Source organism: Streptomyces sp. SID5643, from assembly GCF_009872555.1.
GTDB classification, from domain to species: Bacteria; Actinomycetota; Actinomycetes; order Streptomycetales; family Streptomycetaceae; genus Streptomyces; species Streptomyces iakyrus.
The window spans coordinates 1-26,562 of the sequence record NZ_WWIC01000327.1 but is presented as its reverse complement, the minus strand read 5'-3'; the positions used below and the strand labels follow the sequence as shown (position 1 = coordinate 26,562).

The window sequence follows — 26,562 nt, the reverse complement described above, 5'->3', positions numbered from 1 at the left end:
CTGGTCGGACCGGGATGGAAGCCCGTCGGGGGTGAACGGCCGGATCAGATGTACGAGCGCATCCAGCGCAGCTTGAGCGCCTGCTGGAACGGGCCGCCGCCCTCGTGGTCGTTGAAGTCGTAGACCTCGATCGCCTTGTCCTCGTGGCCCCAGGCGTTGAACGCCGCGAAGACGGTCGAGGGTGGGCAGGTCTGGTCCTCCAGGGCGGCCGAGAAGAGCGCCGGTGCCCGGCCGCGGGCGGCGAAGTGCACACCGTCGAAGTAGGACATCGTGCGCAGGGCGTCCTCGGTGCGGCCGCGGTGCGTCTTGAGGTAGAGGCCGATCTCCCGGTACGGGTGCCGGTCCGTGATCGTCGCCGCGCGCGGGAAGTCGCACAGGAACGGCACGTCCGGCGCGATGCCCGCCAGGTCCGGGACCAGGCCGCCCACCGCGATCGTGATGCCGCCGCCCTGGCTGGTACCGACGGCCACCGTGCGCGCCGGGTCGGTGAGGGGGTGCGAGCGGGCCGCTTCCACGGCACGCACTGCGTCCGTGTAGACCCGGCGGTAGTAGTAGTTCTCCGGGGCGTCTATGCCGCGCGTCATGAAACCGGGATAGGCGGGAGCACCGCCCACCGGGTCCGCCGTGCCGCCGCCCCCGCCCCAGGCGCTGCCCTGCCCGCGGGTGTCCATCACGAAGTGCGCCCGGCCCGAGGACGCCCACAGCAGATGCTCGTGGGGCAGCCCGCGCCCGCCGCCGTAGCCGATGAACTCCACGACCAGCGGCAGCGGGCCGTCTGCCCCGGCCGGGAGCGTCAGCCAGCCCTTGACCGGATGACCGCCGAAACCGGCGAACGTCACGTCGAACACCTGCACGGTGGACAGGTCTGTGTCGACCGGTTCGAAGCGGGCGTCCAGATCGTGCCCCCGCGCCTCCTGGAGCGTCTTGGACCAGAACGCGTCGAAGTCCTCGGGTTCGGTGGCCGCGCTGCGGTACTCGCGGAGTTCGTCGAGCGGAAGGTCGAACAGGGCCATGGAAGACCGCCTTGGATGGGAAGCAGCTACGAGGGCAGTGCGGATGATCACACTACGGGCGTGGTCGGAGGACTGACCAGGGTGCGGGTCCGGGCCTGAATGCGGGGCATCGGCCACCGGCGCGGAGGTCCGCCGTCGCTTCTCACGCGTCGCGGTGCGTCCACTGCGGTTCCGTACGGGCCCACGCCCGGTCCCACTCGGCCAGCCGGTGGCGCAGCGCCACCCGGCGCACGAGGAAATGGCCGAAGAGCACCACGAGCACCGCACCGCCCGCGGCGCAGGTACCGATGGTGAGGGTGTGCTGCCAGACCGCCGCGCCGTCCACCGGCGGCAGGACGTTCCGGCCCCGGTCGTCGAACCAGACGTCCACGGTCTCGCCCTGCCGGGTGTCCGCGGGGACCCGGGCCGTAGCGGTGCGCGTGCCTCCGCCCGGCTCGGTCCAGCGCACCGTCGCCCGGTAGGCGTGCTGCCCGCCCGCCTGCACCGAGGGCAGCGAGTCGTCGTTCCTGTCGATCACCTCGGCCCGGACGCGGTGTCGCTCGGCCTGCTGCTCCGCCGACACCGACCGCGCCTCGCCGTGCGCCCACCGGGCGGCGGCCGTGCCGGCCAGCGGCGCGCCCACGAGGACGAGGACGGCGACCACCAGGAGCGTCCACGCTTCCACGACATCCGACCGGCGCCGCAGCGGACTGCTCCGCCAACGCCAGCCGCGCACCCGGGTTCGCATGCACACCTCCTCGCCGTCATCCCGCGGCCCGGAGGCCCGGACCGGCCGTGCGCCGCCGTTCCCTCCGCATCACGCCTCGCGCGCGGGCGCCCTCACGGACGGAGTACCCCTCCTGTGCCCGCCGATCGCCACGAATTCGTGGGCACGGCGGAGCGGGCCCGCGGCGGGTCTCCGGCTGGGTGCCCGGCGCGACCGCTGGGAAACACCGGGGTCAGCCGAAACGCTCGATGCGGATCCGGTCCACCGGCTGACCGGCCGTCACCAGCAGCCGGGAGGCATGCTCGGCGAAGGAGTTGGAGCCGCACACATAGGCCTCCCACCCACCGGCAGGCTGCTCGGCCAGGAGCGGCGCCACATGTGCGGCCGCCATACGTCCCACCGCCACACCCTTCGGCGCGCTCCGGGTGAAGACGGCCGTCGTCTCCGCGCCCAACTCCCGGGCGTAGACGAGCTCCTCGGGGCTGCGCGCGGACACCACCAGCCGCAGCGGCACCGTCAGATTCCGGGCCCGGTGGTGCCGGATCATCGACATCAGCGGTACGACGCCGGAGCCGGCGCCGATGAGCAGCGCGGGCCGGTCGCCCGGCCAGGCGAAGAAGCCGCTCACCGGCCCCCGCACCTCGACCCGGTCGCCGGGCCGGGCGGTGGTGTGGAACCAGCCCGACACCTCGCCGCCCTCGACGTGATCCAGGGTCAGCTCGATCTGCCCGGAGTCGTCCGGCGCGGACGCGATCGAGTAGTGCCGCTGCGCCGCGTAACCGTCCTGCGCGGTCAGCCGCACCATCAGGTGCTGCCCGGGCAGATGCCCCGGCCAGTCCGGCACCGCGAGCCGGAAGGTGGTCACCCGCGGGGTCTCGCGGCGGATCCCGGTGATGGTGGCGGTCTGCCACTCGGACGCGGCCTGCTCGCTCACGGCGATGCGCCCGGGCACGGCGAACCGCGTGGGGGGCACGAAGGTCTCAGTCACCGGAGTACCTCTGCTCCTCCCAGGGGTTGCCCCGCTCGTGGTAGCCGTTCTTCTCCCAGAAGCCCGGCTCGTCGTGGTCGAGGATCCGCAGGCCCGCGATCCATTTGACGCTCTTCCAGAAGTACAGGTGCGGCACCAGCAGCCGCGCCGGGCCGCCGTGCTCGGGGGCGAGGGGCTTGCCGTCGTACTCCCGGACGATCCAGGCGCGTCCCCCGGTCAGGTCGGCGAGCGGGAGGTTCGCGGTGTAGCCGGTGTGCGAGTAGGCGACGGCATGGGTGGCCGACGCGTGCGGCCGGGCCGTGTCCAGGAACGCGTCCAGGGACACACCCGCGAACCGCACCCCGAACTTCGACCAGCTCGTCACGCAGTGGATCGCGCCCTCGTACGCCGACGGCGGCAGCCGGTGCGCCTCCTCCCAGTCCCAGGTGCGGGGCTCGGCCACCAGTCCGTCGACGCGGAAGGTCCAGTCTGCGGGCGCCAGCTCGGGAGTGACCTCGGCGGACAGCACGGGCCAGTCGTCGCCGGCGTCGTACTGGCCGGGCGGCAGACCGGGGTCGGCGACGCGCGGTCGCCCGGTGAAGCCTCGGGTGATGTGCATGCGGTGGTGCCTCCGGGCCGGGCCGGCGGTGCCCCGCCGGACCGGTGTGCTCGGTGTTTGCGTCCTCAACCGTACGTGCCGGCCGTCCTCGTCCCGTCGGCCGGGACCGGGCCCAGGGGGTGTCCGCCCAGGCCCGCCTGCTCCGCGTCGCCCGGCACGCCCCTAGGTGTTGTAGCGCACGAGGTACTCCGCGAACCGCCTCAGGTCCTCCTCCGGCCAGCCCGCCAGACGCTCCCGGAAGGCGGCCCGGCGGCTCTCGGTGACCTGGGCGAGGACGTCCCGCCCGGACCGCGTCAGGTGCAGGACCTGGACGCGCTGGTCCGCCGGGTCGGGGCGCCGCTCGATGAGACCGGCGCGCTCCAGCCCCGCCACCTGGCGGCTGACGGTGGACTTGTCCAGGGCGTAGTGGGCGGCCAGGTCGGTGGCCCGGCATCCGCCGCTCTCCTCCAGGTGCCCCAGCAGCGTGTACGACACCAGCGACAGCTCGGGGTGCATCCGGCCCGCGGCGGCCCGGGCCCGGCGGGCGAAGACCGTCATCTCCCGCTGGATGGTCTCCACGGCGTCGGCGCTGTGCACGGGACCTCCCTCACCACGGTGCTGCACGACTCCTCCCATGGTTGCACAACCCAACCACTTGACCGTAGGGCGTCACGACCGTCATCCGGGGCGGCCGGTGCGTCGGGTAGGGTTGCCGTCCGGCCGGGGAGGGACCCGGCCGCCGGAAGCCGAGGAGGTGAGACCCATTACCGCTGTGTCAGCTCGGGTGCTCTCCCCTCGACGTCGCGCGGATCGCCGGTCGTAGGCGATCTCCGGAGCGCCCTTCGGTTCCCGAAAGGCTCTGGGCTTCCATGCCGTCTGTGTCTTCCTCCGTTCCCCCTTCCATGCCGCCGTCCCGTGACGCGGTCGTCACCGCCCTGCGCACCGCGGGGTGCGTCTTCGCCGAGGACGAGGCCCACTTGATCCTCGCCACCGCGCGCACCCCGGCCGAGGCCGCCGCCATGGTCGAGCGCCGTGTGGCCGGTCTGCCGCTCGAACTCGTCGTCGGCTGGGCCGAGTTCCGGGGCCTGCGCATCGCCGTCGCCCCCGGTGTCTTCGTGCCGCGCCGGCGCACCGAGTTCCTGGTGGAGCAGGCCTTGGAGCAGGCGCCCGGGGCCGCCGTCGTCGTGGACCTGTGCTGCGGCTCGGGCGCCGTGGGAGCGGCTCTGGCCGCCGCGCTCGGCGACGTCGAACTGCACGCCGCCGACATCGACCCGGCCGCGGTGCGGTGCGCCCGCGGCAACGTCGCCGCCGCGGGCGGCCAGGTCCACCAGGGCGATCTGTTCGAAGCGCTGCCCGTCGCGCTGCGCGGCCGCGTCGGCATCCTCGCGGCCAACGTGCCGTACGTGCCCAGCGACGAGATCGGCCTGCTGCCGCAGGAGGCCCGCGACCACGAGCCGCTGGTCGCCCTCGACGGCGGCACGGACGGCCTCGACGTGCTGCGCAGGGTCGCGGCCGAGGCACCCCGCTGGCTGGCCCCCGGAGGCTGCGTCCTGGTGGAGACGAGCCGGGGCCAGGCCCCGACCGCCGTCGAGGCCTTCGCGCGCGCCGGCCTGGTGGTACGGCCGGCCGTGTCCGAGGAGCGATACGCCCACGTGGTGATCGGCGTCAGGCCGTAGGGGTTGCAGCCCCCCGGTCCGGCGGGGTCGCCCGCGCGATGAGCAGCGCCACGTCGTCGGAGTTGTCCGGCTCGTGCAGCGTGCGCAGCAGCAGGTCGCAGACCTCTTCCAGCGGCCGGTCGGGCCCGTCGAGCAGGGACAGCAGGGTGCCGAGCCGTTCGTCGAGCGGATCGCGCCGGGTCTCGACGAGGCCGTCGGTGTAGAACACCAGCCGGTCGCCGGGTTCGAGGTCCACGGTGGTGGTGGAGAAGGCGACACCGCCCACGCCGAGCGGCACGCCGGTCGGCAGGTCGAGCAGCTCCGGCGGCATGCCCGGCCGGACGCGCACCGGCGGCAGATGTCCTGCGTTGGCGATCCGGCACTGCCGCAGCTGCGGGTCGTGAACGGCGTAGACGCAGGTGGCGATGGTCTGTTCCAAGCCCGCGGTGATCTTGTCGAGGTGCTCCAGGAGCACGTTCGGGTCGAGATCGAGGGAAGCGAGGGTGTTGGTCGCCGTGCGCAGCCGCCCCATGGCCGCCGCCGCGGGGATGCCGCTGCCCATCACATCGCCCACGACGAGCGCCGTCTTCCCGGCGTCCAGCGGGATCACGTCGAACCAGTCGCCGCCGACCTCGCTCGTGGCCCCGGCCGGCTGATAGCGGGAGGCGACCTCCAGCCCGCCCGTGACCGGCGGATGGCTGGGCAGCAGGCTGCGCTGCAGGGTGAGCGCGGTCTCACGGGCGCTCTGGTACCAGCGCGCGTTGTCGATCTGCACGGCGGCCCGGGCGGCCAGCTCGCGCGCCAGCATCAGGTCGTCCTCGCTGAACGGCAGCGGATTGCGGGTGCGTTTGAGATCCAGGGCCCCCAGCACCTCGCCGCGCGCGATCAGCGGCACCGCGAGATACGAGTGGACCCCGGCCCGGCCCAGCAGCTCAGCCGCCTCGGAGGAACGGGCGATGCGGTCCAGGTCCTCGTCCTTGACCTCCTGCAGCATCACCGGGCTCGCGGTGCGCACGCACTGGGTGATGAGACGGTCGGGGGCGTACCGGGCCACCTGCCCGGGCGGGTCGGCCGCCTCCAGGGCCTCGGCGGAGTCGTACCCCTGCACCGCCAGCGCGCGGATGACGGCCGCCTCGGCGGGGCCCAGGCTGGTGCGCCGGCCCTGCACCACCGCGTCCAGCAGGTCGACGGCCGCGATGTCGGCCAGCTCCGGCACGGCCACCTCGGCCAGCTCGCCGGCCGTGCGGTCCAGGTCCAGCGTGGTGCCGATGCGGCCCGAGGCGTCGGCGATCAGGGCCAGCCGCCGACGGGCGGCCTCGGCCTCGATGCCCGCCCGGTACTGCTCGGTGACGTCGACGATCGAGACGGCCACGCCCAGCACCGTCCCGAAGGCGTTCTCCAGGCGGTACAGGGAGATCGACCAGGCGTGGTCCTGGTGCGGGTCGGCCGGGGTGCGGCCGATCGTGGACTGGTCGACGACCGGTGTGCCCGTCTCCAGGACCCGGCGCGTCGCGGCCTCCAGGGCGTCGACGTCCATCCGGGGCACCACCTCCCGGGGCGTGCGGCCCAGGTGTTCCTCGGCCGGCACGCCGTTGATCTCCTCCAGCGCCCTGTTGACCGAGACGTACCGCAGCTCGGTGTCGAGCACCGCCAGCCCGATCGGGGACTGGGCGATCATCCGCGTCGACAGCGCCACCTCCCGCTCCAGCCGGTGCACGGTGCTCTGGTCGGCGCACAGCCCGAGCGCGTAGACGTCGCCCTGGTCGTCCAGCAGCCGCATGTTGCGGAACTCCACCAGCCGGGTGCCGCCGTCCTTGCGGCGGATCGGGAAGGCCCCCGCCCAGCTCTGCCCGGTGCCCATGACATCGGCGAACAGCTTGACCACGAGGTCCACGTGCTGCTCGTGGACCATGATCCGGGCGGCGTACTGCCCGAGCGCCTCGCGCGCCTTGTAGCCGAACAGCTCCTCGGCCTGCGGGCTCCACAGCACGATGCGGCCCTTCGCGTCCAGGACCACCGAGGCCACGCGCAGCACGTCCAGCAGCCCGCTCGGGCGCGCCGACCCGCGTACCGGACCGTCACCCTCGGACCCGGGAGACCCGGCTGCACTCATCCCACGCCCCGCCTTCGCCGTCCTCGCGGCACGCCGTCGTGTGCCGACACCCCATGTTCTACCGCGCGGAGCCGCTCCCCGAAGGCCCCTTCCGTCACCTTCCACCATCTCCCAACACGGCTCGGGCCGCCCCGCGGACCCGGCACCGGAAGCGGGGCACCGCCGGTAGTGCTCGCCGGAAGGTGGTGCTTTGCTGGGGGAGGGGCGGATACGGCATCGGTGGCCACGAGAGGAGCGATCACGATGGCGATGGACCACGAGCGACCGCACCCCCACTCCGTCTCGGTGGAGATCAGCGGGTGCAGCAAGCACGACGCCCGGATCGTGTTCGACGCGCTGTGCTCCTGCTTCGCGTCCGACCGGTGCGCCGACGACGTGCCCGAGGAACTGCACGAGACCCGGCCGACCGTGTGGCTCGGCACCTTCGACGTCGCCGACGAGCACGAGGGCGCGCGGCCGGTGCACCTGTCGTCCTCGGTGGAGGCCGACCTGCACGGCGGCTACTGGGCGATCGAACGGTTCCGCACGACCCTCGACTCGCTGTTCGACGTGCACGATCTGAGCACGGTCTCCGGCGACCAGGAGAAGGAACTCCACGTGCGTCTGAAGAGCCGGTGACCGGCCCTCACCGCACCGGCCGCCTGCCGGCGCGACCGGCGATGCCCTGACGCCCCGTAGGGCCCCTGGTCATGGCCCTCCTGTGCCCTCCATCACCTTGTGCAACTAGTTGCATAAACCCGCGGTAGTCCTCTACAACTACAGGCACGACACCGCGCACGGAGGGCCCGATGAGCCGTTACCCGCACCTGCTGACCCCCCTCGACCTGGGCTTCACGACCCTGCCCAACCGGGTCCTCATGGGCTCCATGCACGTCGGCCTGGAGGAGGCCGAAGGCGGCTTCGCGCGCATGGCCGCCTTCTACGCCGCCCGCGCCCGCGGGGGTGTGGGCCTGATCGTCACCGGCGGCATCGCCCCGAACGACGAGGGGCGCCCCTACGAGGGGGGAGCGAAGCTCACCACCGAGGCGGAGGCGGAGCAGCACCGGGTCATCACCGACGCCGTGCACCGCGAGGGCGGGCGGATCGCGATGCAGATCCTGCATTTCGGCCGGTACGCCTACCACAAGGACCTGGTCGCGCCGAGCCCCGTCCAGGCGCCGATCAGCCCCTTCCCGCCCCGTGAGCTCACCGACGCCGACATCGAGCGGACGATCGAGGACTACGTCCGTGCCGCCCGCCTCGCCCGGCAGGCCGGCTACGACGGCGTCGAGATCATGGGCTCCGAGGGCTACCTCATCAACGAGTTCATCGCCCTGCAGACCAACCACCGCACCGACCGCTGGGGCGGCTCGTACGAGAACCGGACGCGCTTCCCGCTGGAGATCGTGCGCCGGGTGCGCGAGGCGGTCGGCGAGGACTTCATCGTCATCTACCGGCTCTCCATGCTCGACCTCGTCCCGGGCGGCTCGACGCTCGACGAGGTGATCACGCTCGCCAAGGCGGTGGAGGCCGCCGGGGCGACGATCATCAACACCGGCATCGGCTGGCACGAGGCCCGCATCCCCACCATCGCGACGTCCGTGCCGCGCGGCGCGTACACCTGGGTGACCAAGCGGCTCATGGGCGAGGTGTCCGTCCCGCTCGTGACCACCAACCGCATCAACACCCCCGAACTCGCCGAGGAACTGCTCGCCGAGGGCGCGGCCGACATGGTGTCGATGGCCCGACCGATGCTCGCCGACCCCGACTTCGTCACCAAGGCCGCGGCCGGCCGGCCCGAGGCGATCAACACCTGCATCGGCTGCAACCAGGCCTGCCTCGACCACACCTTCAGCGGCCTGATCACCTCCTGCCTGGTCAACCCGCGCGCCTGCCACGAGACCGAGCTCGTGCTCTCCCCGACCCGGCTGCGCAAGCGGGTCGCGGTCGTCGGCGCCGGACCGGCCGGGCTGGCCTGCGCGGTCTCCGCCGCCGAGCGCGGGCACGACGTGACGCTGTTCGACGCGGCGAGCGAGATCGGCGGGCAGCTCAACGTCGCCCGCAAGGTCCCGGGCAAGCAGGAGTTCGACGAGACGCTCCGCTACTTCCGCACCCAGCTCGACTGGCACGGCGTCGACGTCCGGCTGAACACGCCCGTCACCGTCGCGGACGTCGACGGCTACGACGAGGTCGTCGTCGCCACCGGTGTCACCCCGCGCACCCCCGAGATCCCCGGGGTCGACCACCCGAGCGTCGTCGGTTACCTCGACGTCCTGCGCGACGGCGTCCCCGTCGGCGACCGGGTCGCGATCCTGGGCGCGGGCGGCATCGGCTTCGACGTCGCCGAGTTCCTCACCGACGGCGGCGACAAGGCCCACGAGGACCCGGCCACGTACTTCCGCCAGTGGGGCGTCGACATGGACTACCGCGGCCCCGGCGGGCTCGCCGCGCCCGAGCGGCCCGCCCCGCCGCGCACCGTCCACCTGCTCCAGCGCAAGACCTCCAAGGTCGGCGCCGGCCTCGGCAAGACCACCGGCTGGATCCACCGCGCCGAACTCAAGCACCGCGGCGTCACCATGGTCCCGGGCGTGCGCTACGACCGGATCGACGACACCGGAGTGCACATCACCGTGGGCGAGGAGAGCACGGTGCTGGAGGTCGACACGGTCGTGCTCTGCACGGGTCAGGAGCCGCGCCGCGCCCTGTACGAGGAGCTGCTCGCCGCCGGGTGCAGTGCGCACCTCATCGGCGGCGCCGACGTGGCCGCCGAACTGGACGCCAAGCGCGCCATCAAGCAGGGCACCGAGCTCGCGGCCGCCCTGTAGTGCGGTGACGCGTCCCTAGGATGAGGCCATGTCACTCCCGCACGCGATCCTCACCGCCCTGCTCGAGAAGCCGTCGTCCGGGCTGGAGCTGACCCGCCGGTTCGACCGGTCGATCGGCTACTTCTGGTCGGCGACGCACCAGCAGATCTATCGCGAGCTCGGGAAGCTGGAGGCCGACGGCCTCATCAGGGCCCTGCCGTCACAGCAGCCGGCCCGCGGGCAGAAGAAGAGCTACGAGGTCCTGCCCGCGGGCCGCGCCGAACTGGCCCGCTGGACCTCCGCCTCCCAGGACCCCAAGCCGCACCGCGACACCCTGCTGCTGCGGCTCAGGGCGGCGGCCGTGGTCGGCACAGCGGGTCTGGAGACCGATCTGCGGCGCCATCTGGAGCTGCACGAACGGCAGCTGGCGGAGTACGAGGAGATCGAGCGGCGCGACTTCCCGCCCGGCCGGGACGGCACCGAGGACCGGCTGCGGCATCTGGTGCTGCGGGCCGGCATCGACCTGGAGACCTTCTGGACCCAGTGGCTGCGGCGCGCCCTGGCGGACGTCGCCGAACTCCCGGGCGGCGAACCGACCTGAGCGTCCCGCCCGTCCCCGTCACGACATGACGGCGGCCCGCCCGACCGGAGCGCTTCGGAAGGGGCGGGCCGCCGTTCGCACCGGATCAGACCCGGTGCGGCCTGTTGCGCCGGCGCAGGTACCAGGCCGTCCCGAGCAGACCCGAGCCGACCAGCGTGCCACCCGCCACCAGCGTGACGGTGCCGTAGTCCGTCGAGGATCCGCCGACCCCGCCCATGACGCCGCGGGAGGGCGAGGCCGAGGGGGTCACGGACCGCGACGGGGAGGGGGCGGTGGACACCACGACGGACTGGGTGCCGGCGGTGGTGCCGTCCGAGCAGATGACGATCACGGTGTAGGTGCCCGGAGTGACGTTCGACCAGGCGGCGGACTGGCTCGTGGCCGTCCCCGACAGCGTCACCTGGCGGCCCTGGGCGAAGCTGCCCTGGCTGCTGGTGAGGAGCGAGGCGGTGCCCCAGCTGCCGTTGATCGACGTGCACGAGCTGGTCGTGACCGAGACCGTGGACCCCGTGGTGCTCACGGAGATGCCCGGGCCCGCGACAGCGGCCGAGGCCAGGGCGAGGGGCAGCGCGGCGACTGCCACGGTCAGGCCGGAGCGGAGAACTGACGATGAGTTGCGCATGTGGACTGCCCTCCGGCGGCACGGTTGGCGGTACATCCCTTGCGCCGCCGAGGGTCGGGGAACGCCCGTGCTGCCTTGGGGTCAGCCAAAGCGCCCTACGCCTCCGCCGCACTCCGAGCGCCCCCGTGCAGGTGACGGGTTCCCGCTCCCGGCCCATGCCGGACACCTCCTAGCGCCCCGCGTCCGTCGTCACCGCCTGCTCCGCCGAGAAGCCTCCCCAGGTGCCGTCCGGCAGCATCGCCCGGACGCGGACCCGGTGGGTGACACCCGCCTCCCGGCCCACGTAGAAGCTGTACGTGGCCCGGTCGCGCGGTGCACCGCCGCCGTACACCAGGGACGTGGCGGGCCGGCCGTCGAGGTGGATCTGGTACTCGGCGATCTCACCGTCCACGCGGGGCGGCACCCAGCTCAGGTCGACGTGGTAGGCCCCGTCCTCGCGGTGGCTCGTCGCCCGGAAGCCCGTGGGGGCCGTGGCGCGTCCGTCGTCCGTGCCCGGGGTGGTGAGGCGGACGGGGGAACCGGCGGGGGAGACGTTGCCCGCCGCGTCCCGGGCCCGGACGGTGAACACGTAGGGCGTGCCGGGCCGCAGCCCCGTGAGCACCGTGGCCGTCCGGCTCCCGCCCACACTGTGGATCTTCGTAGCCCCTTGGTGGACGTCGTACGACACCACGCCCCGGTCGTCCGTCGAAGCGGACCAGGACAGCTGGACGGCCCGGCTCCCGGCCGCCCGGCCTTCGGGCGCCCCGGGGCGGGTCGGCGCGGAGCGGTCGTCGGCGACCGCCGCGGGCGTCTTCGCCCGCACCGTGCGGCTCGGCGGGCCCAGCCGCCCGTCGGTGTCGCGCGCCCGTACGGAGAAGGCGTACCGCGTCGAGGGCCGCAGCCTGGTGACGTCCACCATGTGCTTCGACCCTGGCACCTCGGTGACCTTCGTGGTGCCGCGATACACCTCGTAGGCCTCCGCCCCGGCGGTCGCGTTCCACATGACGTGCACACTGGTCGCGCTGCCCGCCGCGGCGGTGACGCCCGTGGGTGCACCGGGCGCGGCACCGCCGTACCCTTCCTCCGCTCCCGCCCAGCCGCAGGAGACGACCAGCGCCAGAGTGCCGCACAGCGCCAGGGCGCGCAGGACGGACGAGGGGGCGGCGGAACGGCTTCGCACGGCACTGCCTCCCGGGGGTGGCACACATGAATGGTCCGGACCAATATGACGCTGTTGGCGCGATCACATCAAGAGGGCGTCGCCCATGGCGCGGAAGCGGCCGCCGGAAGAGGGCGTCACCCCGCGGGGCGCGACCACCCGGGAGAGTTACGTATGCTGAAGGTCCTCACGGCCGAACTCCTGGCAGACACCACGGAGTTCGGGCCTGTCGCGCGGACAGCTGTCGTCGCAGATCCCCGCGCCGGCGCAGGCGGCCGGGCGGCCGGGGTCTCACACGGACTCAGGCCCCCGGCCCCTGTCGGGGGTTGGGGCCGTGCACCGTCCGGCCCTCCAGCGGTGGCCGGGTGATCGCCCCGGGACCAGATTGGGCTGAGTGCCCGTCAGGTCCCCCACGAGAGGCTCCCGTATCGTGCGTGTCCAGTCGCTCACCCTGGCCGCGGCCAGCGCCGCCCTGCTCGCCCCGACCACACCGCCCGCCGCTCAAACCCACCCCGCCGTATGGCGCGAGAGCACCGTCAGCGCCGCCGAGCTGCTCGCCGAGGTGCGGGACTGCGCTCCCGTCTCCCGCGGCCGCTACCGCAGCGACAACGGCGCCCCCGCGAACATCCCGGTCTGCGGCACCCGCGACGCCGTGTTCTGGAAGGCCGACATGGACATCGACTGCGACGGCCGCCCCGGACCCCGCTGCAACCGCAGCACCGACCCGTACTTCGCCGCGAGCACGGCCTACGCCCAGTCCGACGGCCGCCCCTTGAGCGCCGAACGCCTGCCCTTCATCGTCGTACCCGCGCCGAGCGGCCTCTGGGACTACCGGGATCACGGCATCGGCGGCGGTTCGGTGGTGGCGGTGGTCTACCGCGACCGGGTGCAGTACGCGGTCGTCGGCGACACCGGACCCCAGGGCATCATCGGGGAGGCGTCCTACGCGACCGCCAAGGCCCTCGGCATCCGCGCCGACCCGCACGGCGGCGGCGTACCCTCCGGCGTCACCTACATCGTCTTCAAGAACACCAAGGTGTCGCCCATCGAGGACCACGCGGCGGCCGTGACGGAGGGGGAGCGGGCGGCGAGACGGTTCACCGACGGGACCGCGGCCGACGCGGAGTGAGCGGATGACGACGTGTCACGGCGCGGACGGCCGCGGCCGGGCGTGCCCGGCCACAGCCGTCGCTCACACCTTCCGGTAGGTGTACGCCTCCGTGGCGGCCGCCTCCACCGCCGCCAGGTCCGCCCCGGTGGACGCCGTGACGACCGCGGCGACGGCACCCTCCACGAAGGGCGCGTCCACCAGGCGTGTCCGCTCCGGGAGTTCGTCGCCCTCGGCGAGCAGCGCCTTCACCGTGAGCACCGCGCTGCCCAGGTCGGTCAGGACGGCGACCCCGGCGCCGCGGTCGACGGACGCGGCCGCAGCGGCGATCAGCTCCGAACTCGTCCCCAGCCCGCCGCCCTCGGTGCCGCCCGCCGGAGCGACGGGCACCACCGGGCCACCGCCCGCGAGCCCCTTCGCGAGCTCCGCGACCGACGCGGCCACCTCCGCGCTGTGCGACACCAGCACGATTCCCACCAGTTGCTCGTCACTCACCGGCGGCCTCCGCGAGTCCGGCGATCAGCAGCGCCGACGACGTGGCACCCGGGTCCTGGTGGCCGATGCTGCGCTCGCCCAGATAGCTCGCCCGGCCCTTGCGCGCCTGCAAGGGCGTCGTCGCCACCGCGCCCTCCTCCGCCGCGGTCCGGGCCGCGGTGAACGAGTCGCCGAGCGCGTCCACCGCGGGCACCAGCGCGTCGATCATGGTCTTGTCGCCCGGGGCGGCGCCGCCGAGCGTCATGACCGCGTCCACCCCCGCCCGGAATGCCTCGGCCAGCTGCTCCGCGCTGACCTCGCCGGCATCGCCCAGCGCCTTGCCGGTACGGCGCAGCAGCGTCCCGTACAGCGGCCCCGAGGCACCGCCCACCGTCGAGATCAGCTGGCGTCCGGCCAGGGTCAGGACCCCGCCGGGCGTGTCCGGGGCCTCCTTCTCCAAGGCGGCCGCGACGGCCGCGAACCCGCGCTGGAGGTTGGTGCCGTGATCGGCGTCCCCGATGGGGGAGTCGAGGGCGGTGAGCCGTTCCGCCTCACGGTCGACGGACGCGGCGGTGGCCGTCATCCAACGGCGGAAGAAATCGGCGTCGAGCACTGGATCTCCTTGCCTGGTAGGTACGTGGTGATCCTCTACCCCCTGCGTGTCACACGCCCCAGCGCAGACCCGGGGTCTTCACCGGCGCGTCGTACAGCCGCAGCAGCTCCTCGTCGACCTGGCACAGGGTGAGCGAAGCGCCCGCCATGTCCAGGGAGGTGACGTAGTTGCCCACGAGCACACGGGCCACGGGGACGCCGCGCTGGGCGAGCACCCGGTGCACCTCGGCGTTGAAGCCGTACAGCTCCAGCAGCGGTGTCGCGCCCATGCCGTTCACCAGGACCAGCACCGGGTTGCGCGGCTGGAGGTCCTCCACCACCGCCTCGACGGCCGCCTCGGCGATCTCGCCCGAGGTCATCATGGCGCGCCGCTCCCGGCCCGGCTCGCCGTGGATGCCGATCCCCAACTCCAGCTCACCCGGCGGCAGATCGAAGGTCGGACTGCCCTTGGCCGGGGTGCTGCAGGCGCTCAGCGCGATCCCGAAACTGCGGGAGCTCTCGTTCACCTGCCGGGCGATGGACTCGACCCGCTCCAGAGGCATCCCCTCGGCCGCGGCGGCGCCCGCGATCTTCTCCACGAACAGGGTCGCGCCCGTGCCGCGCCGCCCGGCCGTGTACAGGCTGTCGGTCACCGCCACATCATCGTTGACCAGCACCTTCGCGACCTGGATGCCCTCGTCCTCGGCCATCTCGGCGGCCATGTCGAAGTTGAGCACGTCACCGGTGTAGTTCTTCACGATGAACAGCACGCCGGCCCCGCTGTCCACGGCGGCTGCCGCGCGCAGCATCTGGTCGGGCACGGGGGAGGTGAACACCTCGCCCGGACAGGCCGCCGACAGCATGCCGGGCCCCACGAAACCACCGTGCAACGGCTCGTGCCCGGAGCCGCCGCCCGAGATCAGCCCCACCTGTCCGGCGACGGGGGCGTCCCGCCGCACGATCACCCGGTTCTCCACGTCCACGGTCAGCTCCGGGTGGGCAGCCGCCAGACCGCGCAGCGCGTCCGCGACCACCGTCTCCGGGACGTTGATCAGCATCTTCACGGGAACCTCCTAGACAACCTAGTAGATGAGCCCTCGAACTCCAGCTTCGCAGGCCACATCACGATTGACCAGTTGTCGATCTTGGCGGTTGCCGACGGTGGTTACGAGCCGTCAGGTAGGGGACGGTGGCGCCTGCGCGCACCAGATCGTCTTGCCGTTTCCGGTGTGCCGGGTGCCCCACCCCTGGGTGAGCTGGGCGACGAGCAACAGACCCCGGCCGCCTTCGTCGAAGGCGCGGGCCCGGCGCAGGTGCGGGGCGGTGTTGCTGGCGTCGGAGACCTCGCAGATCAGTGAGGTGTCGCGGATCAGCCGCAGTCTGATCGGCGGCTCGCCGTACCGGATGGCGTTGGTGACCAGCTCGCTGACGACCAGTTCGGTGACGAACGCCGCCTCCTCCAGGCCCCAGGCGTCCACCTGGTCGACGGCGAACTTCCGGGCGTGCGGCACCTGCGCGGTGTCCGGCTCGACCTCCCAGTCGGCGACGTGGTGGGGATCCAGCGCGCACGTGCGAGCGAGCAGCAGGGCGGCGTCGTCGGTCCGGCGGTCCAGGAGCATGCCGTCCATCACCGTGTCGCACAGGTCCTCCAGCGAGGTGGTCGAGTGGTTCAGGACCCGCTGCAGTTCGGCGATCCCCTCATCGACATCGCGCTCGTGGCTCCTGACCAGCCCGTCGGTGTAGAGGGCCAGCAGGCTGCCCTCGGGCAGTTCGAGCTCGGCGGCCTCGAACGGCAGCCCGCCGAGGCCGAGCGGCGGGCCCGGGTGGGCGGGCACCGGGGGCCGGGTGCCGTCCGGGTGGACGACCAGCGGCAGCGGATGACCGGCGCTCGCGAACGTGAGGCGGCGGGAGACGGGATCGTAGACGGCGTACAGACAGGTGGCGCCGGACTCGCCGGTCGGCTGGAAGGGGCCGTCGGGCCGGTGGTCGCCGGCGAGATGCAGGACCAGGTCGTCCAGGTGGGTCAGCAGCTCGTCGGGCGGCAGGTCGACATCGGCGAGGGTGCGCACCGCTGTGCGCAGCCTGCCCATGCTGGCCGAGGCGTGCAGACCGTGGCCGACGACATCGCCGACGACCAGGGCGACCCGGGCGCCGGACAGCGGAATGACGTCGAACCAGTCACCGCCCACTTCCGCCCCGGTCCCGCCGGGCAGGTAGCGCGATGCCACCTCGACCGCCTCCTGGGCCGGCAGCCCCTGCGGCAGCAGGCTGCGTTGCAGGGTCAGCGCGGTGGTGCGCTCGCGCGAGTACCGGCGGGCGTTGTCGATGGCGACGGCCGCCTTGGCGGCCAGCTCCTCGGCGAGGATCAGGTCGTCGGCCGTGAACGCCTCGGGCCGGTCGAGGCGGGAGAAGGAGACCACGCCGAGCAGCGCGCCGCGCGCCTGGAGCGGCACGGTGATCCGCCCGGTCAGCCCGTCGGCGGCGATGGACCCGTCGATCACCGGGTTGCCCGGTGGCCAGTGGGCCGGGTCGGCGGCCAGGCCGGGCCCGAAGGCCCATTCGCCGCCCTCGCCGGGCTCAGCGGTGAGCTCCACGGTGGACGTGCCGGTGGCCATGCAGCGGGCGGCGACGGAGCCGGGCGCGTGCGTGACCGGTGTCATGGCCTCCGGAGCCCGGTCGGCGTCCACCTTCGTGCTGTGCCGGGCGGCGCGGCTGAGCGTGACCGTCTCGCCGGGGTCGAACGCGGACACGGACGGCGGTTCCTCGCCGCGCAGCACCTCCTCGAAGAGATCCACGCTGACGAGGTCGACGAAGCCCGGCACCGGGGTCCTGGCCAGTTCCTGGGCGGTGCCGGTCACGTCGAGTGTCCGGCCGATGCCGCCGCTGGCCTCGTTGAGGATGAGCAGGCGCTGCCGGGCCCAGTACTCGGCGCTCATGTCGAATCCCCAGTTGGCGATCGCGCGGACCTTGCCCCCGGCATCCCGGACGGGCCAGATACTGGTGGCCCATGCATTGGCGTAGTCACTGCCGCGAGGGCGGAAGACGGTGATGAGACGCGTGGGCTCTCCCGTCCTCGCCACTTCGCCGAGTGCGTCGGTGTAGGGCTTGTCATCCCTCTCGGGAAACAGCGAGCGGTCGAATTCGGGAAGCACCTCGCGGTACTTCCTGCCGAGCACCTGCTCCTCGGAGTGCGCTATCACCCGGCCCGAGGAGGCGTTGATCCACAGGAACCGCAGCTCAGGGTCGTAGACGCCCAGAGCGAAGGGACACTGCTCGAAGGCCCGGTCGGCGACCACCGGGCGGCGTCCCCAGCGCTGTGCGGTCACCGCGTGCCCCATCGCCCGCCCGTCGGGGCCGAACAGCGGGTGAGCGGTCAGCACGGCGTCCACCGTGGAACCGTCCCGGTGCCGCAGCGCTGTGAACCCGGTCGGGTCGGGGCCGGCGCCACAGCCCTCGGGGAAGCCGTGGGGCGGGGGATCGACCAGCAGGTCGGCCACGGGGCGGCCGACGGCGTCCTGCGCGGTCCAGCCCAGTAGCAGCCGGCCCCCTTCGCTCCAGCCGCTCACCATGCCGTCCGCGTCCACCACGACCACGGCAGTGGGCGCGTCCTGCTTCCCGGCCATCTCCACGCGACACGCCTCCGTCCGGACAGCGGCCCCCGCCAGGGCTCGTTTCCAGCGGCCGCTTCCAGCGTAGGTCCGCCGCGGCGGCACGGCGCCCCGGGACCGGTGCCCCGGGGCGGTGCGGAGCGATCGCTTTCCGTTGAAGCGCTTCGACTCACTCGCCGGTCCGACGACGCAACGCCTCAGCCGACGGTCCGTGGCCGGATGCGCCTGGCTCGGAATCCCAGGCGCTCCGAACCTCCCCGGATCAGTAGCCGTAGATCATCTTGTAGGCGACCTCCGGGAGGAACTGCCCCGCCGAGGAGCCGCTGCCGACACCACAGTTGCCGTCGGACTCGCCCGGTACCTTGATCCACAGGAGCATCTCGGCCCCTCCGCCCAGCTGGGTGGGAGTACCGATACGGCGGCCCGACGGGTTGCACCACTGGCCGTTGGAGCCGTTGCCGTTGCGGCTGGTGTCCACGACGAACGGCTTGGTGTAGCCGTACCGGGCGCCGAGTTCCCTGTTGACGGCGTTGCCGTACGCGGTGTTCTCGGCCGTGGTCAGGTAGTTGGAGACGTTGAGCGAGAAACCGTGGGCCTGCCGGACACCCGCTTCGTGCAGGCGCTGGGCCATGGTCGCCGCGCTCGCCCAGGCGGGGTTGCCGGCGTCGAGGTAGACCCAGGTGTTGGGAGCCTGGCGGTTGAACTCGGCGAGCGCTCCGGTCAGCATGCTCTCCCGTTCGTCGATCTGGGCCTGGTTCATGCAGCCGTAGTCCCCGAGGGAGTCGGGTTCGAGGACGACCAGGGCCGGGCGGCCGGCGATCCCGCCCGCGAACTGGGCGATCCAGTTCCTGTAGGCGGACGGCGAGGAGGCTCCGCCCGCTGAGTGACCGCCGCAGTAGTCGCGGTTGTAGATGTTGTAGGCGACGAGGAGGGGCAGCTTGTCCCGGGCGTCCGCGGCGCCTGCGTACGCGCCGGTGGCGGTGCCGATGGTGCCGCTCCAGGAGCCGAACCAGCGGGCCGTCGGGATGTTCGCGATCGAGGCGTTGATGGCGGACGCCCGGCCGTCGCCGGGGTTGGCGGCGGCCCACCGTTTCGCGCTGGAGTCGGGGTCCGCGTAGAACCCGCTGGTCATGGTCGTCGGGTCCGCCGCGTGGGCGGCCGGGGCGGCGGCGAGCGCCAGCGGCAGTGCGCAAAGCGCTGCCACCAGGGTGGGGAGGATGCGGCGCATGGCAGGTACCTCGGCTTTCTGGCAGGGGTGCGTCCGGAGGTCGGCGTCGGGCCGAAGGGGGAGCGCTCCCATCGGAGCGCTCCCCACGGCGCGGTCGGTCAACGGGTGACGGCGGGGGTGCCGCCCATCGCCGTCAGCGTCGCGTTGTACGCCGGCTTCTTGTTGCCGCTGCGGTCGAACAGCAGCGGGTTCTCGCCGCTGCGCCAGGAGTCGCTGTCGCGGATGCCCCAGACGGTGATGCCGGTGCAGCGCGCGACGTTCATGCAGGCCCTGACCGTGTTCGCGTAGGCCGTCGGCGGCGCCTGCGCGATGTCCAGCTCGGTGATCTGGACGTCCACCCCGAGGGCGGCGAAGCTCGACAGCGTCGTCTGGAAGCTGCCGGGCGGGCCGCCGGCGCCGAAGTGGGCCTGGAGGCCGACGCAGTCGATGGGCACCCCGCGCGACTTGAAGTCACGCACCATCCGGTAGACGCCCTGAGTCTTGGCGTCATTCCAGTTCTCGATGTTGTAGTCGTTGTAGCAGAGCTTGGCCGCCGGGTCGGCCGACCGTGCCGTGCGGAACGCCTGCTCGATGAAGCCGGTACCCAGCACGTCCCGGAAGACGGAGCCGCGCAGCTGGCCGCTGCCGCCGTCCGCGAAGGCCTCGTTGACCACGTCCCAGGAGTGGATCCGGCCCTTGTAACGGTTCATCACCGTGGTGATGTGGTTGTTCATCACGCTGCGCAGTGTGTTCGCGTCCCTGATCGAGCCGACCCAACCGGGAAGCTGGGAGTGCCAGACCAGAGTGTGGCCGCGCAGGCGCTGACCGCGGGCCTGAGCGCGGTTGGCGATCTGGTCGGCGCGGCTGAAGGTGAACGAGCCCCGGGACGGCTCGGTCGCATCCCACTTCATCTCGTTCTCGGCCGTGACCGAGTTGAACTCACGGTCCAGGATGCCGGTGTACGTGCCGTCGCCGAGCCGTCCGGCCGCCACGGCGGTTCCGAAGTACCGCCCGGACTGGGCGGCTTGGGCGCCCAGAGTGGAGGCCTGCACGGCCTCTGGTGCGCCGGTGGCCGTCCCGGGTGTCACCAGGACGGTCGCGGCCAGCAGGCCGAGGACCGAGGCCCGGCGGCAGCCGAGCCGTTTCAGCGGGTTCATGGATCTCCTCGTGGGGTGGGGGGTTGCGAGGTGCGATCGGTGGGGCGGGCACGGCGCGGACGATGACTCACGAGCGGAACTTGATGGCGCCATGACATTCGCGCGTGGAGTTCGCGCCTTGCCGCGTGCGGGAGGTGCGCTGCCTACAGAGGTTCGGGATGTCGAACGCGCATCAATGTGTCGAGCATTCTGGATGATAGGAGTCCCATCGGTCCCGTCAATCCTTCTCGCAGGATTCGATTTTCACTCCGAAACATTCGGAGTCCGGAGGTCGCATCGCGGCAGCTGGATCGCCTGCTCGGCGGGAATGCCCGTGACGTCGACCCGGGCGCGTTCCTGTCGGTCATCCCTGGAACCCGGAGTTTCCGAATGGCTTGCGAAATTTCGAACCCATGCGGGGTGTCCTTGATGCCGAGACGGCCAGTCGGACGACTGCTCCATGACGCACCTATAGACATCCGATGTATTTCGCGGCGACGATGTCCGCGCCGCCGACAGATGTCGATGTGGCGTCACGTGCCCGCGAAAGAGCCGATGAATAGGTCGGGAGATCTCACCGTGAGCGATGAAAGCCAGCCGCCGCGACGCAGTGTCATCACGTTCGGCGGTGGCCTCGCCCTTGCCCCCCTGCTCGCCCAACTCACCGGCGGATCACCCGCACCGCAGGCCGTCGCCGCAGGGGGCGACGACTCGGCGTCCGTCCCGTGGCCCACGCTGTCGCGCGAGGCGCTGACCTACACCGTGCCCGCCACCGACTGGCAGTCACAGGCCCTGCCCATCGGCAACGGCCGGCTCGGTGCCATGCTCTTCGCCGATCCTCGCGAAGAACGCATCCAGTTCAACGAACAGAGCCTCTGGGGCGGTGCCAACAACTACGACAACGCCCTGGCGGGCAAGCCGGACAGCGACTTCGACACCGGCATGACCGGCTTCGGCTCGTACCGGACCTTCGGCGACCTCGTCGTCACCTTCGCTCCCCGTGCCACTGCGAAGGTCACGGCTCCTGGTGGACCGTACAGCAGCAGCCCGTCGGAGGGCGTCGACAAGACGTACGACGGCGACGCGAACACCAAGTGGTGCATCGAGGGGCCGGGGCCGAAGGTGCGGTGGCAGGCCGAACTCCCCGCCCCGGCCATGGTGGCGACCTACCGGCTGACGAGCGCCGACGACGTACCGCAGCGCGACCCGCAGGAGTGGACGTTCTCCGGTTCCACCGACGGCACCACCTGGACCACGCTCGACCGGCGCACGCTGGACGGCCCCTTCGAAAACCGCTTCCAGACGCGGGAATTCACCTGCGCCGACACCGCGGCCTACCGCTTCTACCGGTTCGACTTCGTCCCGAAGGCGGGTGTCAGCCACTTCCAGGTGGGCGAGATCGGCCTGGCCGGAGTCGACCTCGGCGCGGGCGGCGCGCTGTACCTGTCGTCGCCGAGCGGGCACTCGAAAGGCGCCGGGACCGGCCCCCGGCCCACGGACCTGTCGCGTTCGGTGGACCGCGATCCGGCCACGGTCTGGCGGGTCGGCACGGCAGCACCGGCGATCGTCTGGCAGGCCGACCTGCCCCGCGCGGCAGCCGTCACGTCGTACGCGCTGACCTCGGCCCCGGACCGTCCGAAGGACGACCCCGCGGGATGGCGGTTCGAGGCGTCGCAGGACGGGCATGCCTGGACGACCCTCGACACGCAGAACCCCTCCACGCCCTTCGCCGGCCGCGGTGAGACCCGCACCTTCCGGATCGCCAACAGCACGGCCTACCGCGCCTACCGCCTCACTCTGACCCCCCGCGCCTCCTCCACCGGGATGCAGATCGCGGAGATCGCGCTGGAAGGCGAGGGCTTCGACTCGCGCACCCAGCGCGCGGTCGTCGACTACCGGCGCTCCCTCGACTTCGTGAACGGCGTCCACGTCACCCGCTTCGGCGCACCGGGACGGCGCGTCCTGCGCGAGGCCTTCGCCGGCCGGTCCGCGGACGTCATGGTCTTCCGTTACACGTCGGAGAGGGCCCGCGAACTCTCCGGCGCGATCTCGCTGACGTCCGGACAGGACGAGGCCCCGACCACCGTCGACGCCGCCGCCGGGAGCATCGGCTTCAGCGGCGTCATGGGCAACGGCCTCAAGCACGCGTGCACCGTCCGGGCCGTGCACACCGACGGCGACCTCCGCTCCGACGGGTCCGTGCTCCGGTTCAGCGGCTGCACGACCCTCACCCTCTTCCTCGACGCCCGCACCGACTACAGGCTCGACGCCGCCGCCGGATGGCGCGGAACCGACCCGGCACCGGTCGTCGCCAGGACGCTCCGCAAGGCAGTCGCCCGGTCCTACCGCGCGCTGCGCGACGAGCACACCGCCGAGACACGTGCCCTGATGAACCGTGTCGCGGTCGACTGGGGCACTTCCCGCGCCGACGTCATGGCCCTGCCGACCGACGCCCGGCTGGCGCGCTACGCGGCGGGCGGGGAGGACCCGACGCTGGAGCAGACGATGTTCCACTACGGCCGCTACCTGCTGGTCGGCTCCTCCCGCCCGAACGGCCTGCCCGCCAACCTCCAGGGCCTCTGGAACGACAGCAACCAGCCCGCGTGGGCCTCCGACTACCACACCAACATCAATGTCCAGATGAACTACTGGGGTGCCGAGACGACGAACCTGCCGGAGTGTCACGAAGCGCTCGTCCGGTTCGTCGAGCAGGTGGCGGTGCCCAGTCGCGTCGCGACCCGTAACGCCTTCGGCGCGGACACCCGCGGCTGGACGGCCCGCACCAGCCAGAGCGTGTTCGGCGGCAACGCCTGGGAGTGGAACACCGTGGCGAGTGCATGGTACGCCCAGCACCTGTACGAGCACTGGGCGTTCACCCAGGACCTGGAGTACCTCCGCACCGTCGCCCACCCGATGATCAAGGAGATCTGCGCGTTCTGGGAGGACCACCTCAAGGAGCGTGCGGACGGCCTCCTGGTCGCCCCCGACGGCTGGTCCCCCGAGCACGGACCGCGCGAGGACGGCGTCATGTACGACCAGCAGATCATCTGGGACCTCTTCCAGAACTACCTCGACTGCGAGTCGGTGCTCCAGGCGGACCCCGCCTACCGGGCCAGGGTCGCGGACCTGCAGGCGCGTCTCGCACCCAACAAGATCGGCAAGTGGGGCCAGTTGCAGGAATGGCAGGAGGACATCGACAGCCCCACCGACATCCACCGCCACACCTCGCACCTCTTCGCCGTCTACCCGGGCCGCCAGATCACCCCGAGGACACCGGACTTCGCGGCCGCCGCCCTCGTCTCCCTCAAGGCGCGGTGCGGAGAGAAGGAGGGCGTCCCGTTCACGGCCGGGACGGTGTCGGGCGACAGCCGCCGCTCGTGGACCTGGCCCTGGCGGGCGGCGCTCTTCGCCCGCCTGGGCGACGGGCGGCGCGCCGGGATCATGTTGCGCGGTCTGCTGACGTACAACACGCTGCCCAACCTGTTCTGCAACCACCCGCCCTTCCAGATGGACGGCAACTTCGGCATCTCGGGCGCCGTGGCGGAGATGCTCCTGCAGAGTCACGACGGCGTCATCCACCTGCTGCCCGCCCTGCCGGACGGCTGGAAGGCCAAGGGCTCCTTCACCGGCCTGCGCGCCCGTGGCGGTTACGAGGTCGGCTGCACGTGGCGGAACGGGAAGGTCACGTCGTTCAGCATCACGGCCGACCGGGCCCGGAACCGCCGCAAGGTCACCGTGCGGGTGAACGGCACCGACCGGAAGGTGAAGCCGGCCGGGCCCTGACCGGGCGTAGGCGCGCCCGAGGGGCACTTGGGGAAGCCGGAGCCGGAGTCCCGCCGACTCCTCACCGCCCTCTGCCGCAACGGCTGAAGACGCGTCGGGGCGGCCGGCCCGGAACGGGCTTGCCGCATCAGGTCCGCGGGGGCCGGTCGCGATGAGAGGGTCGGTTTCATGTCCACCTCAACGCTCGCTCGCCGGGTCCGTCCGGCCGCCGCGGCCCTCGCCGCCGCCGCGGCCCTCACCTCCTGCGGCGACCTGCACGCCCCGGGCACCACCCCGGGGGCGTCCTCCCGACCGTCCGGCTCATCCTCGCCCAGTGTCTCGGGAGCCTCGCCGTACGTGGAGCCGGGAGCCGGTGACGGGGCGCCGCACTACAACGAGAACAACGCCTACCGCCGGGCCGGTGAGATGACTCCCGCCCACGCCGCGGACGCCGAACGGGAGGCCGCCCGCATCAGGCCGGTGCTCAAGCGGCTGTGGGAGCAGCGGAAGTGGGACCCCGAGACCGTCCGGGCGGCCCTGCTCCGGCTCGGGTACGAGGAGGAGCGGGTGGCGCAGGACGGCAAGCGCCTCGGCGGCACGCTCACCGTCACGGGACTGCCCTCGCACTGGGAGGGCGACGGCCCCGTCACGCCCGAGGGGTCGCGCGTCGCCCTGCGCGTGCACGACGACGCCTGCGTCACGGCCTTCCTGCAGCAGTCGAACTTCGCGGTGTCGACCAACGGCCCGTACCCCGAGACCGGCTGCTTCCAGCCGCCGTACGGCCACTGAGGAACGCCGGGCGACGGTGTCGGTGCGTGAGGCCGTGGCCGCCGGGGTACTCGCCGATGCATGATCAGGCGCGCGCTGTGGCAAGGGCGGGTCGCCGGTACCGCCGGAGGCGTCGTGATGACGCTCGGCGAGAAGATCGAGCAGGCCGTGACCGGCCGCCCCGACTCCCATGTGCCCGCCCGGGTCCTCCAGCGTCTGACCGGCCTGCCCGAACACCCCGGCACGCAGCCGCTGCCGGTCAACTGGGCCATGCACTTCGGGCAGGCCGCCCTGCTCGGCGTGCTCCGTTCGATCATGGCCCAGTCCGGGCTGCGCGGTCCCGTCGCGTCGGCCGAGTTCACGGTCGTCCGCCTCACCAACGACCAGATCCTGGAGAACGCCACCGGAGTCGGCGCCCCGCCCCCCACCTGGCCCCGCACGGAACTCGTCGTGGACCTCCTGCACAAGGCCGTCTACGGCTTCGTCACCGGTGCCGTGGCCGACGCCCTGGCCGCCCGGAACGGCCCCGGCCCGGGCGAACGCCACGCCGCCCGCCGCCCGGGCCGCCATGCCGGCTCCGGGCCGCTGCCCCGCGAGGACGGTCACGGCCGCTGATCCGGAACGTCAGCGGATGAGCACACCGGCCACCGCGCCCACCCCGGCGGCACAGGCCAGGACCGCGCAGGCACCGGCCGCGTGACGCCGCAGCAGGGCCCTTCGGAGCTGGGCGTAGCGGTTCTCGTACTCCTCTCGCAGCTCTGCGGCCCGTCGTACGGTGCCGAGCATCAGCTGCCGGGTGACATCGAGACGTTGGCGGACGTAGTGGGCGGTGAGTTCCTCGGTCTGGGCCGTGGTCAGCCATGGCATCCCCGCGCAGAGCTCCTCGGCCTCGCGCTGGGCCTGGTCACGGTGGGCGTGGGCGAGAAGGTAGCCCTCGGTCTCGTCGGCCAGGACGCTGTCCGGCTCACCGGCGGGCGTGCCGCGCCTGCCGCGTCTCAACGCCGGTCGCCCTTGTGCCCCTCGGCGTCGATCACATCGCGTTGTCCGGTGTTCTCCGCCTCGTCGAGACGCGCCACGTCCGGGTGGCGCAGGTCGAATGCGGGCGACTCGGAGCGGATCTTGGGAAGGGTCAGGAAGTTGTGGCGGGGCGGCGGGCAGGACGTGGCCCACTCCAGCGAGCGGCCGTACCCCCAGGGATCGTCGACCTCGACCTTCTCGCCCTTCTTCGCGGTCCGCCACACGTTGTAGAGGAAGGGCAGGGTCGACAGGCCGAGCAGGAACGCGCCGATCGAGGAGACGGTGTTCAGGGCGGTGAAACCGTCGGCGGCCAGGTAGTCGGCGTAGCGGCGGGGCATGCCCTCGGCGCCGAGCCAGTGCTGCACCAGGAACGTGGTGTGAAAACCGATGAACAGCGTCCAGAAGTGGATCTTCTCCAGGCGCTCGTCGAGCATCGTGCCGGTCATCTTCGGCCACCAGAAGCTGAATCCGCCGAACATCGCGAACACGATGGTGCCGAACAGCACGTAGTGGAAGTGGGCGATCACGAAGTAGCTGTCCGTGACGTGCCAGTCGAGGGGCGGGGAGCCCAGGATGACGCCGGTCAGGCCACCGAAGAGGAAGGTGACAAGGAAGCCGAGCGCCCAGAGCATGGGTGGTTCGAACGACAGCGAGCCCCGCCACATCGTGCCGATCCAGTTGAAGAACTTCACGCC

General features: G+C 72.3%; 23 protein-coding genes and 1 pseudogene. 8 read left to right on the top strand and 16 right to left on the bottom strand.

Annotation, left to right across the window (positions count from 1 at the left end; translation table 11 throughout):
• Window positions 1-44 precede the first annotated feature (44 nt).
• From GTY56_RS34880 to GTY56_RS34860, 5 genes are all read right to left on the bottom strand, one after another.
• On the bottom strand, window positions 45-1,013 hold the full coding sequence (locus tag GTY56_RS34880) for an acetylxylan esterase (RefSeq protein ID WP_161369287.1): 969 nt from the start codon (window positions 1,011-1,013) through the stop codon (window positions 45-47).
• 142 nt (window positions 1,014-1,155) lie between these two features.
• Window positions 1,156-1,740, bottom strand: coding sequence for an Rv1733c family protein (locus tag GTY56_RS34875; RefSeq protein WP_161369286.1), 585 nt, complete (start codon window positions 1,738-1,740; stop codon window positions 1,156-1,158).
• A gap of 211 nt (window positions 1,741-1,951) precedes the next feature.
• Window positions 1,952-2,707: an FAD-binding oxidoreductase gene (locus tag GTY56_RS34870; RefSeq protein ID WP_161369285.1), complete on the bottom strand. Its 756-nt coding sequence runs from the start codon at window positions 2,705-2,707 to the stop codon at window positions 1,952-1,954.
• The gene (locus tag GTY56_RS34865; RefSeq protein WP_161369284.1) at window positions 2,700-3,305 is read right to left on the bottom strand and encodes a sulfite oxidase-like oxidoreductase; all 606 of its coding nucleotides are present in this window, start codon (window positions 3,303-3,305) and stop codon (window positions 2,700-2,702) included. The genes GTY56_RS34870 and GTY56_RS34865 overlap by 8 nt, the downstream gene beginning before the upstream one ends.
• A gap of 162 nt (window positions 3,306-3,467) precedes the next feature.
• On the bottom strand, window positions 3,468-3,920 hold the full coding sequence (locus GTY56_RS34860; protein WP_202511141.1) for a MarR family winged helix-turn-helix transcriptional regulator: 453 nt from the start codon (window positions 3,918-3,920) through the stop codon (window positions 3,468-3,470).
• A 233-nt stretch (window positions 3,921-4,153) separates the two neighbouring features.
• Between GTY56_RS34860 and GTY56_RS34855 the strand changes: the two genes are divergently transcribed.
• Window positions 4,154-4,960 (top strand): putative protein N(5)-glutamine methyltransferase, encoded by an 807-nt coding sequence (locus GTY56_RS34855; protein ID WP_161369282.1) that lies wholly within the window; start codon window positions 4,154-4,156, stop codon window positions 4,958-4,960.
• Here GTY56_RS34855 and GTY56_RS34850 read toward each other — a convergent pair.
• Window positions 4,950-7,052, bottom strand: coding sequence for a SpoIIE family protein phosphatase (locus GTY56_RS34850; protein WP_161369281.1), 2,103 nt, complete (start codon window positions 7,050-7,052; stop codon window positions 4,950-4,952). The genes GTY56_RS34855 and GTY56_RS34850 overlap by 11 nt on opposite strands.
• A 249-nt stretch (window positions 7,053-7,301) precedes the next feature.
• Here GTY56_RS34850 and GTY56_RS34845 point away from each other — a divergent pair, with 249 nt between their 5' ends.
• The 3 genes from GTY56_RS34845 to GTY56_RS34835 all read left to right on the top strand — a co-directional run bounded on the left by GTY56_RS34845 (window position 7,302) and on the right by GTY56_RS34835 (window position 10,436).
• A complete protein-coding gene (locus GTY56_RS34845; protein ID WP_161369296.1) occupies window positions 7,302-7,670 on the top strand; it encodes a hypothetical protein in 369 nt (122 codons plus the stop codon).
• 170 nt (window positions 7,671-7,840) lie between these two features.
• Complete coding sequence (locus GTY56_RS34840; protein ID WP_161369280.1) at window positions 7,841-9,856, top strand: NADPH-dependent 2,4-dienoyl-CoA reductase; 2,016 nt, start codon at window positions 7,841-7,843, stop codon at window positions 9,854-9,856.
• Between the two features lie 28 nt (window positions 9,857-9,884).
• Window positions 9,885-10,436: a PadR family transcriptional regulator gene (locus GTY56_RS34835; RefSeq protein WP_161369279.1), complete on the top strand. Its 552-nt coding sequence runs from the start codon at window positions 9,885-9,887 to the stop codon at window positions 10,434-10,436.
• An 85-nt stretch (window positions 10,437-10,521) separates the two neighbouring features.
• Here GTY56_RS34835 and GTY56_RS34830 read toward each other — a convergent pair whose 3' ends face one another.
• Window positions 10,522-11,058 carry a hypothetical protein gene (locus GTY56_RS34830; RefSeq protein ID WP_161369278.1) on the bottom strand — a complete coding sequence of 179 codons (537 nt, stop codon included), beginning with the start codon at window positions 11,056-11,058 and terminating at the stop codon, window positions 10,522-10,524.
• Between the two features lie 169 nt (window positions 11,059-11,227).
• On the bottom strand, window positions 11,228-12,217 hold the full coding sequence (locus GTY56_RS34825; protein WP_346345653.1) for a fibronectin type III domain-containing protein: 990 nt from the start codon (window positions 12,215-12,217) through the stop codon (window positions 11,228-11,230).
• Between the two features lie 409 nt (window positions 12,218-12,626).
• On the opposite strand from GTY56_RS34825, the gene GTY56_RS34820 reads away from it, so the two are divergent.
• A complete protein-coding gene (locus GTY56_RS34820) occupies window positions 12,627-13,325 on the top strand; it encodes a glycoside hydrolase family 75 protein (RefSeq protein ID WP_161369277.1) in 699 nt (232 codons plus the stop codon).
• 63 nt (window positions 13,326-13,388) lie between these two features.
• Here the strand turns inward: GTY56_RS34820 and GTY56_RS34815 are convergent, their stop codons facing one another.
• The 6 genes and pseudogenes from GTY56_RS34815 to GTY56_RS34790 form a co-directional block, all read right to left on the bottom strand.
• Window positions 13,389-13,799 carry a PTS-dependent dihydroxyacetone kinase phosphotransferase subunit DhaM gene (locus GTY56_RS34815; RefSeq protein ID WP_062925113.1) on the bottom strand — a complete coding sequence of 137 codons (411 nt, stop codon included), beginning with the start codon at window positions 13,797-13,799 and terminating at the stop codon, window positions 13,389-13,391.
• Window positions 13,792-14,391 carry a dihydroxyacetone kinase subunit DhaL gene (dhaL, locus tag GTY56_RS34810; RefSeq protein WP_161369276.1) on the bottom strand — a complete coding sequence of 200 codons (600 nt, stop codon included), beginning with the start codon at window positions 14,389-14,391 and terminating at the stop codon, window positions 13,792-13,794. The genes GTY56_RS34815 and dhaL overlap by 8 nt, the downstream gene beginning before the upstream one ends.
• Before the next feature lie 49 nt (window positions 14,392-14,440).
• Window positions 14,441-15,433: a dihydroxyacetone kinase subunit DhaK gene (gene dhaK / locus GTY56_RS34805; RefSeq protein WP_161369275.1), complete on the bottom strand. Its 993-nt coding sequence runs from the start codon at window positions 15,431-15,433 to the stop codon at window positions 14,441-14,443.
• A gap of 111 nt (window positions 15,434-15,544) precedes the next feature.
• Window positions 15,545-17,992 (bottom strand): SpoIIE family protein phosphatase, encoded by a 2,448-nt coding sequence (locus tag GTY56_RS34800; RefSeq protein WP_161369294.1) that lies wholly within the window; start codon window positions 17,990-17,992, stop codon window positions 15,545-15,547.
• A gap of 247 nt (window positions 17,993-18,239) precedes the next feature.
• Window positions 18,240-19,205, bottom strand: coding sequence for a glycoside hydrolase family 6 protein (locus GTY56_RS34795; RefSeq protein WP_161369274.1), 966 nt, complete (start codon window positions 19,203-19,205; stop codon window positions 18,240-18,242).
• Window positions 19,206-19,306: 101 nt separating this feature from the next.
• A pseudogene (locus GTY56_RS34790) lies at window positions 19,307-20,341 on the bottom strand (endo-1,4-beta-xylanase); the annotation flags it as partial.
• A gap of 558 nt (window positions 20,342-20,899) precedes the next feature.
• On the opposite strand from GTY56_RS34790, the gene GTY56_RS34785 reads away from it, so the two are divergent.
• The 3 genes from GTY56_RS34785 (at window position 20,900) to GTY56_RS34775 (ending at window position 25,465) form a co-directional block, all read left to right on the top strand.
• The gene (locus GTY56_RS34785) at window positions 20,900-24,103 is read left to right on the top strand and encodes a glycosyl hydrolase family 95 catalytic domain-containing protein (protein WP_161369272.1); all 3,204 of its coding nucleotides are present in this window, start codon (window positions 20,900-20,902) and stop codon (window positions 24,101-24,103) included.
• Window positions 24,104-24,271: 168 nt separating this feature from the next.
• On the top strand, window positions 24,272-24,871 hold the full coding sequence (locus tag GTY56_RS34780) for a hypothetical protein (RefSeq protein ID WP_161369271.1): 600 nt from the start codon (window positions 24,272-24,274) through the stop codon (window positions 24,869-24,871).
• Window positions 24,872-24,931: 60 nt separating this feature from the next.
• Window positions 24,932-25,465: a hypothetical protein gene (locus tag GTY56_RS34775; protein ID WP_161369270.1), complete on the top strand. Its 534-nt coding sequence runs from the start codon at window positions 24,932-24,934 to the stop codon at window positions 25,463-25,465.
• Between the two features lie 9 nt (window positions 25,466-25,474).
• On the opposite strand, the gene GTY56_RS34770 is transcribed toward GTY56_RS34775, so the two are convergent.
• Together GTY56_RS34770 and GTY56_RS34765 are read right to left on the bottom strand one after the other, a co-directional pair.
• Window positions 25,475-25,849 carry a hypothetical protein gene (locus tag GTY56_RS34770; RefSeq protein WP_237525174.1) on the bottom strand — a complete coding sequence of 125 codons (375 nt, stop codon included), beginning with the start codon at window positions 25,847-25,849 and terminating at the stop codon, window positions 25,475-25,477.
• The coding region (locus tag GTY56_RS34765; RefSeq protein ID WP_202511139.1) for a cytochrome c oxidase subunit I at window positions 25,846-26,562 on the bottom strand (717 nt) is incomplete at its 5' end. The genes GTY56_RS34770 and GTY56_RS34765, both read right to left, overlap by 4 nt.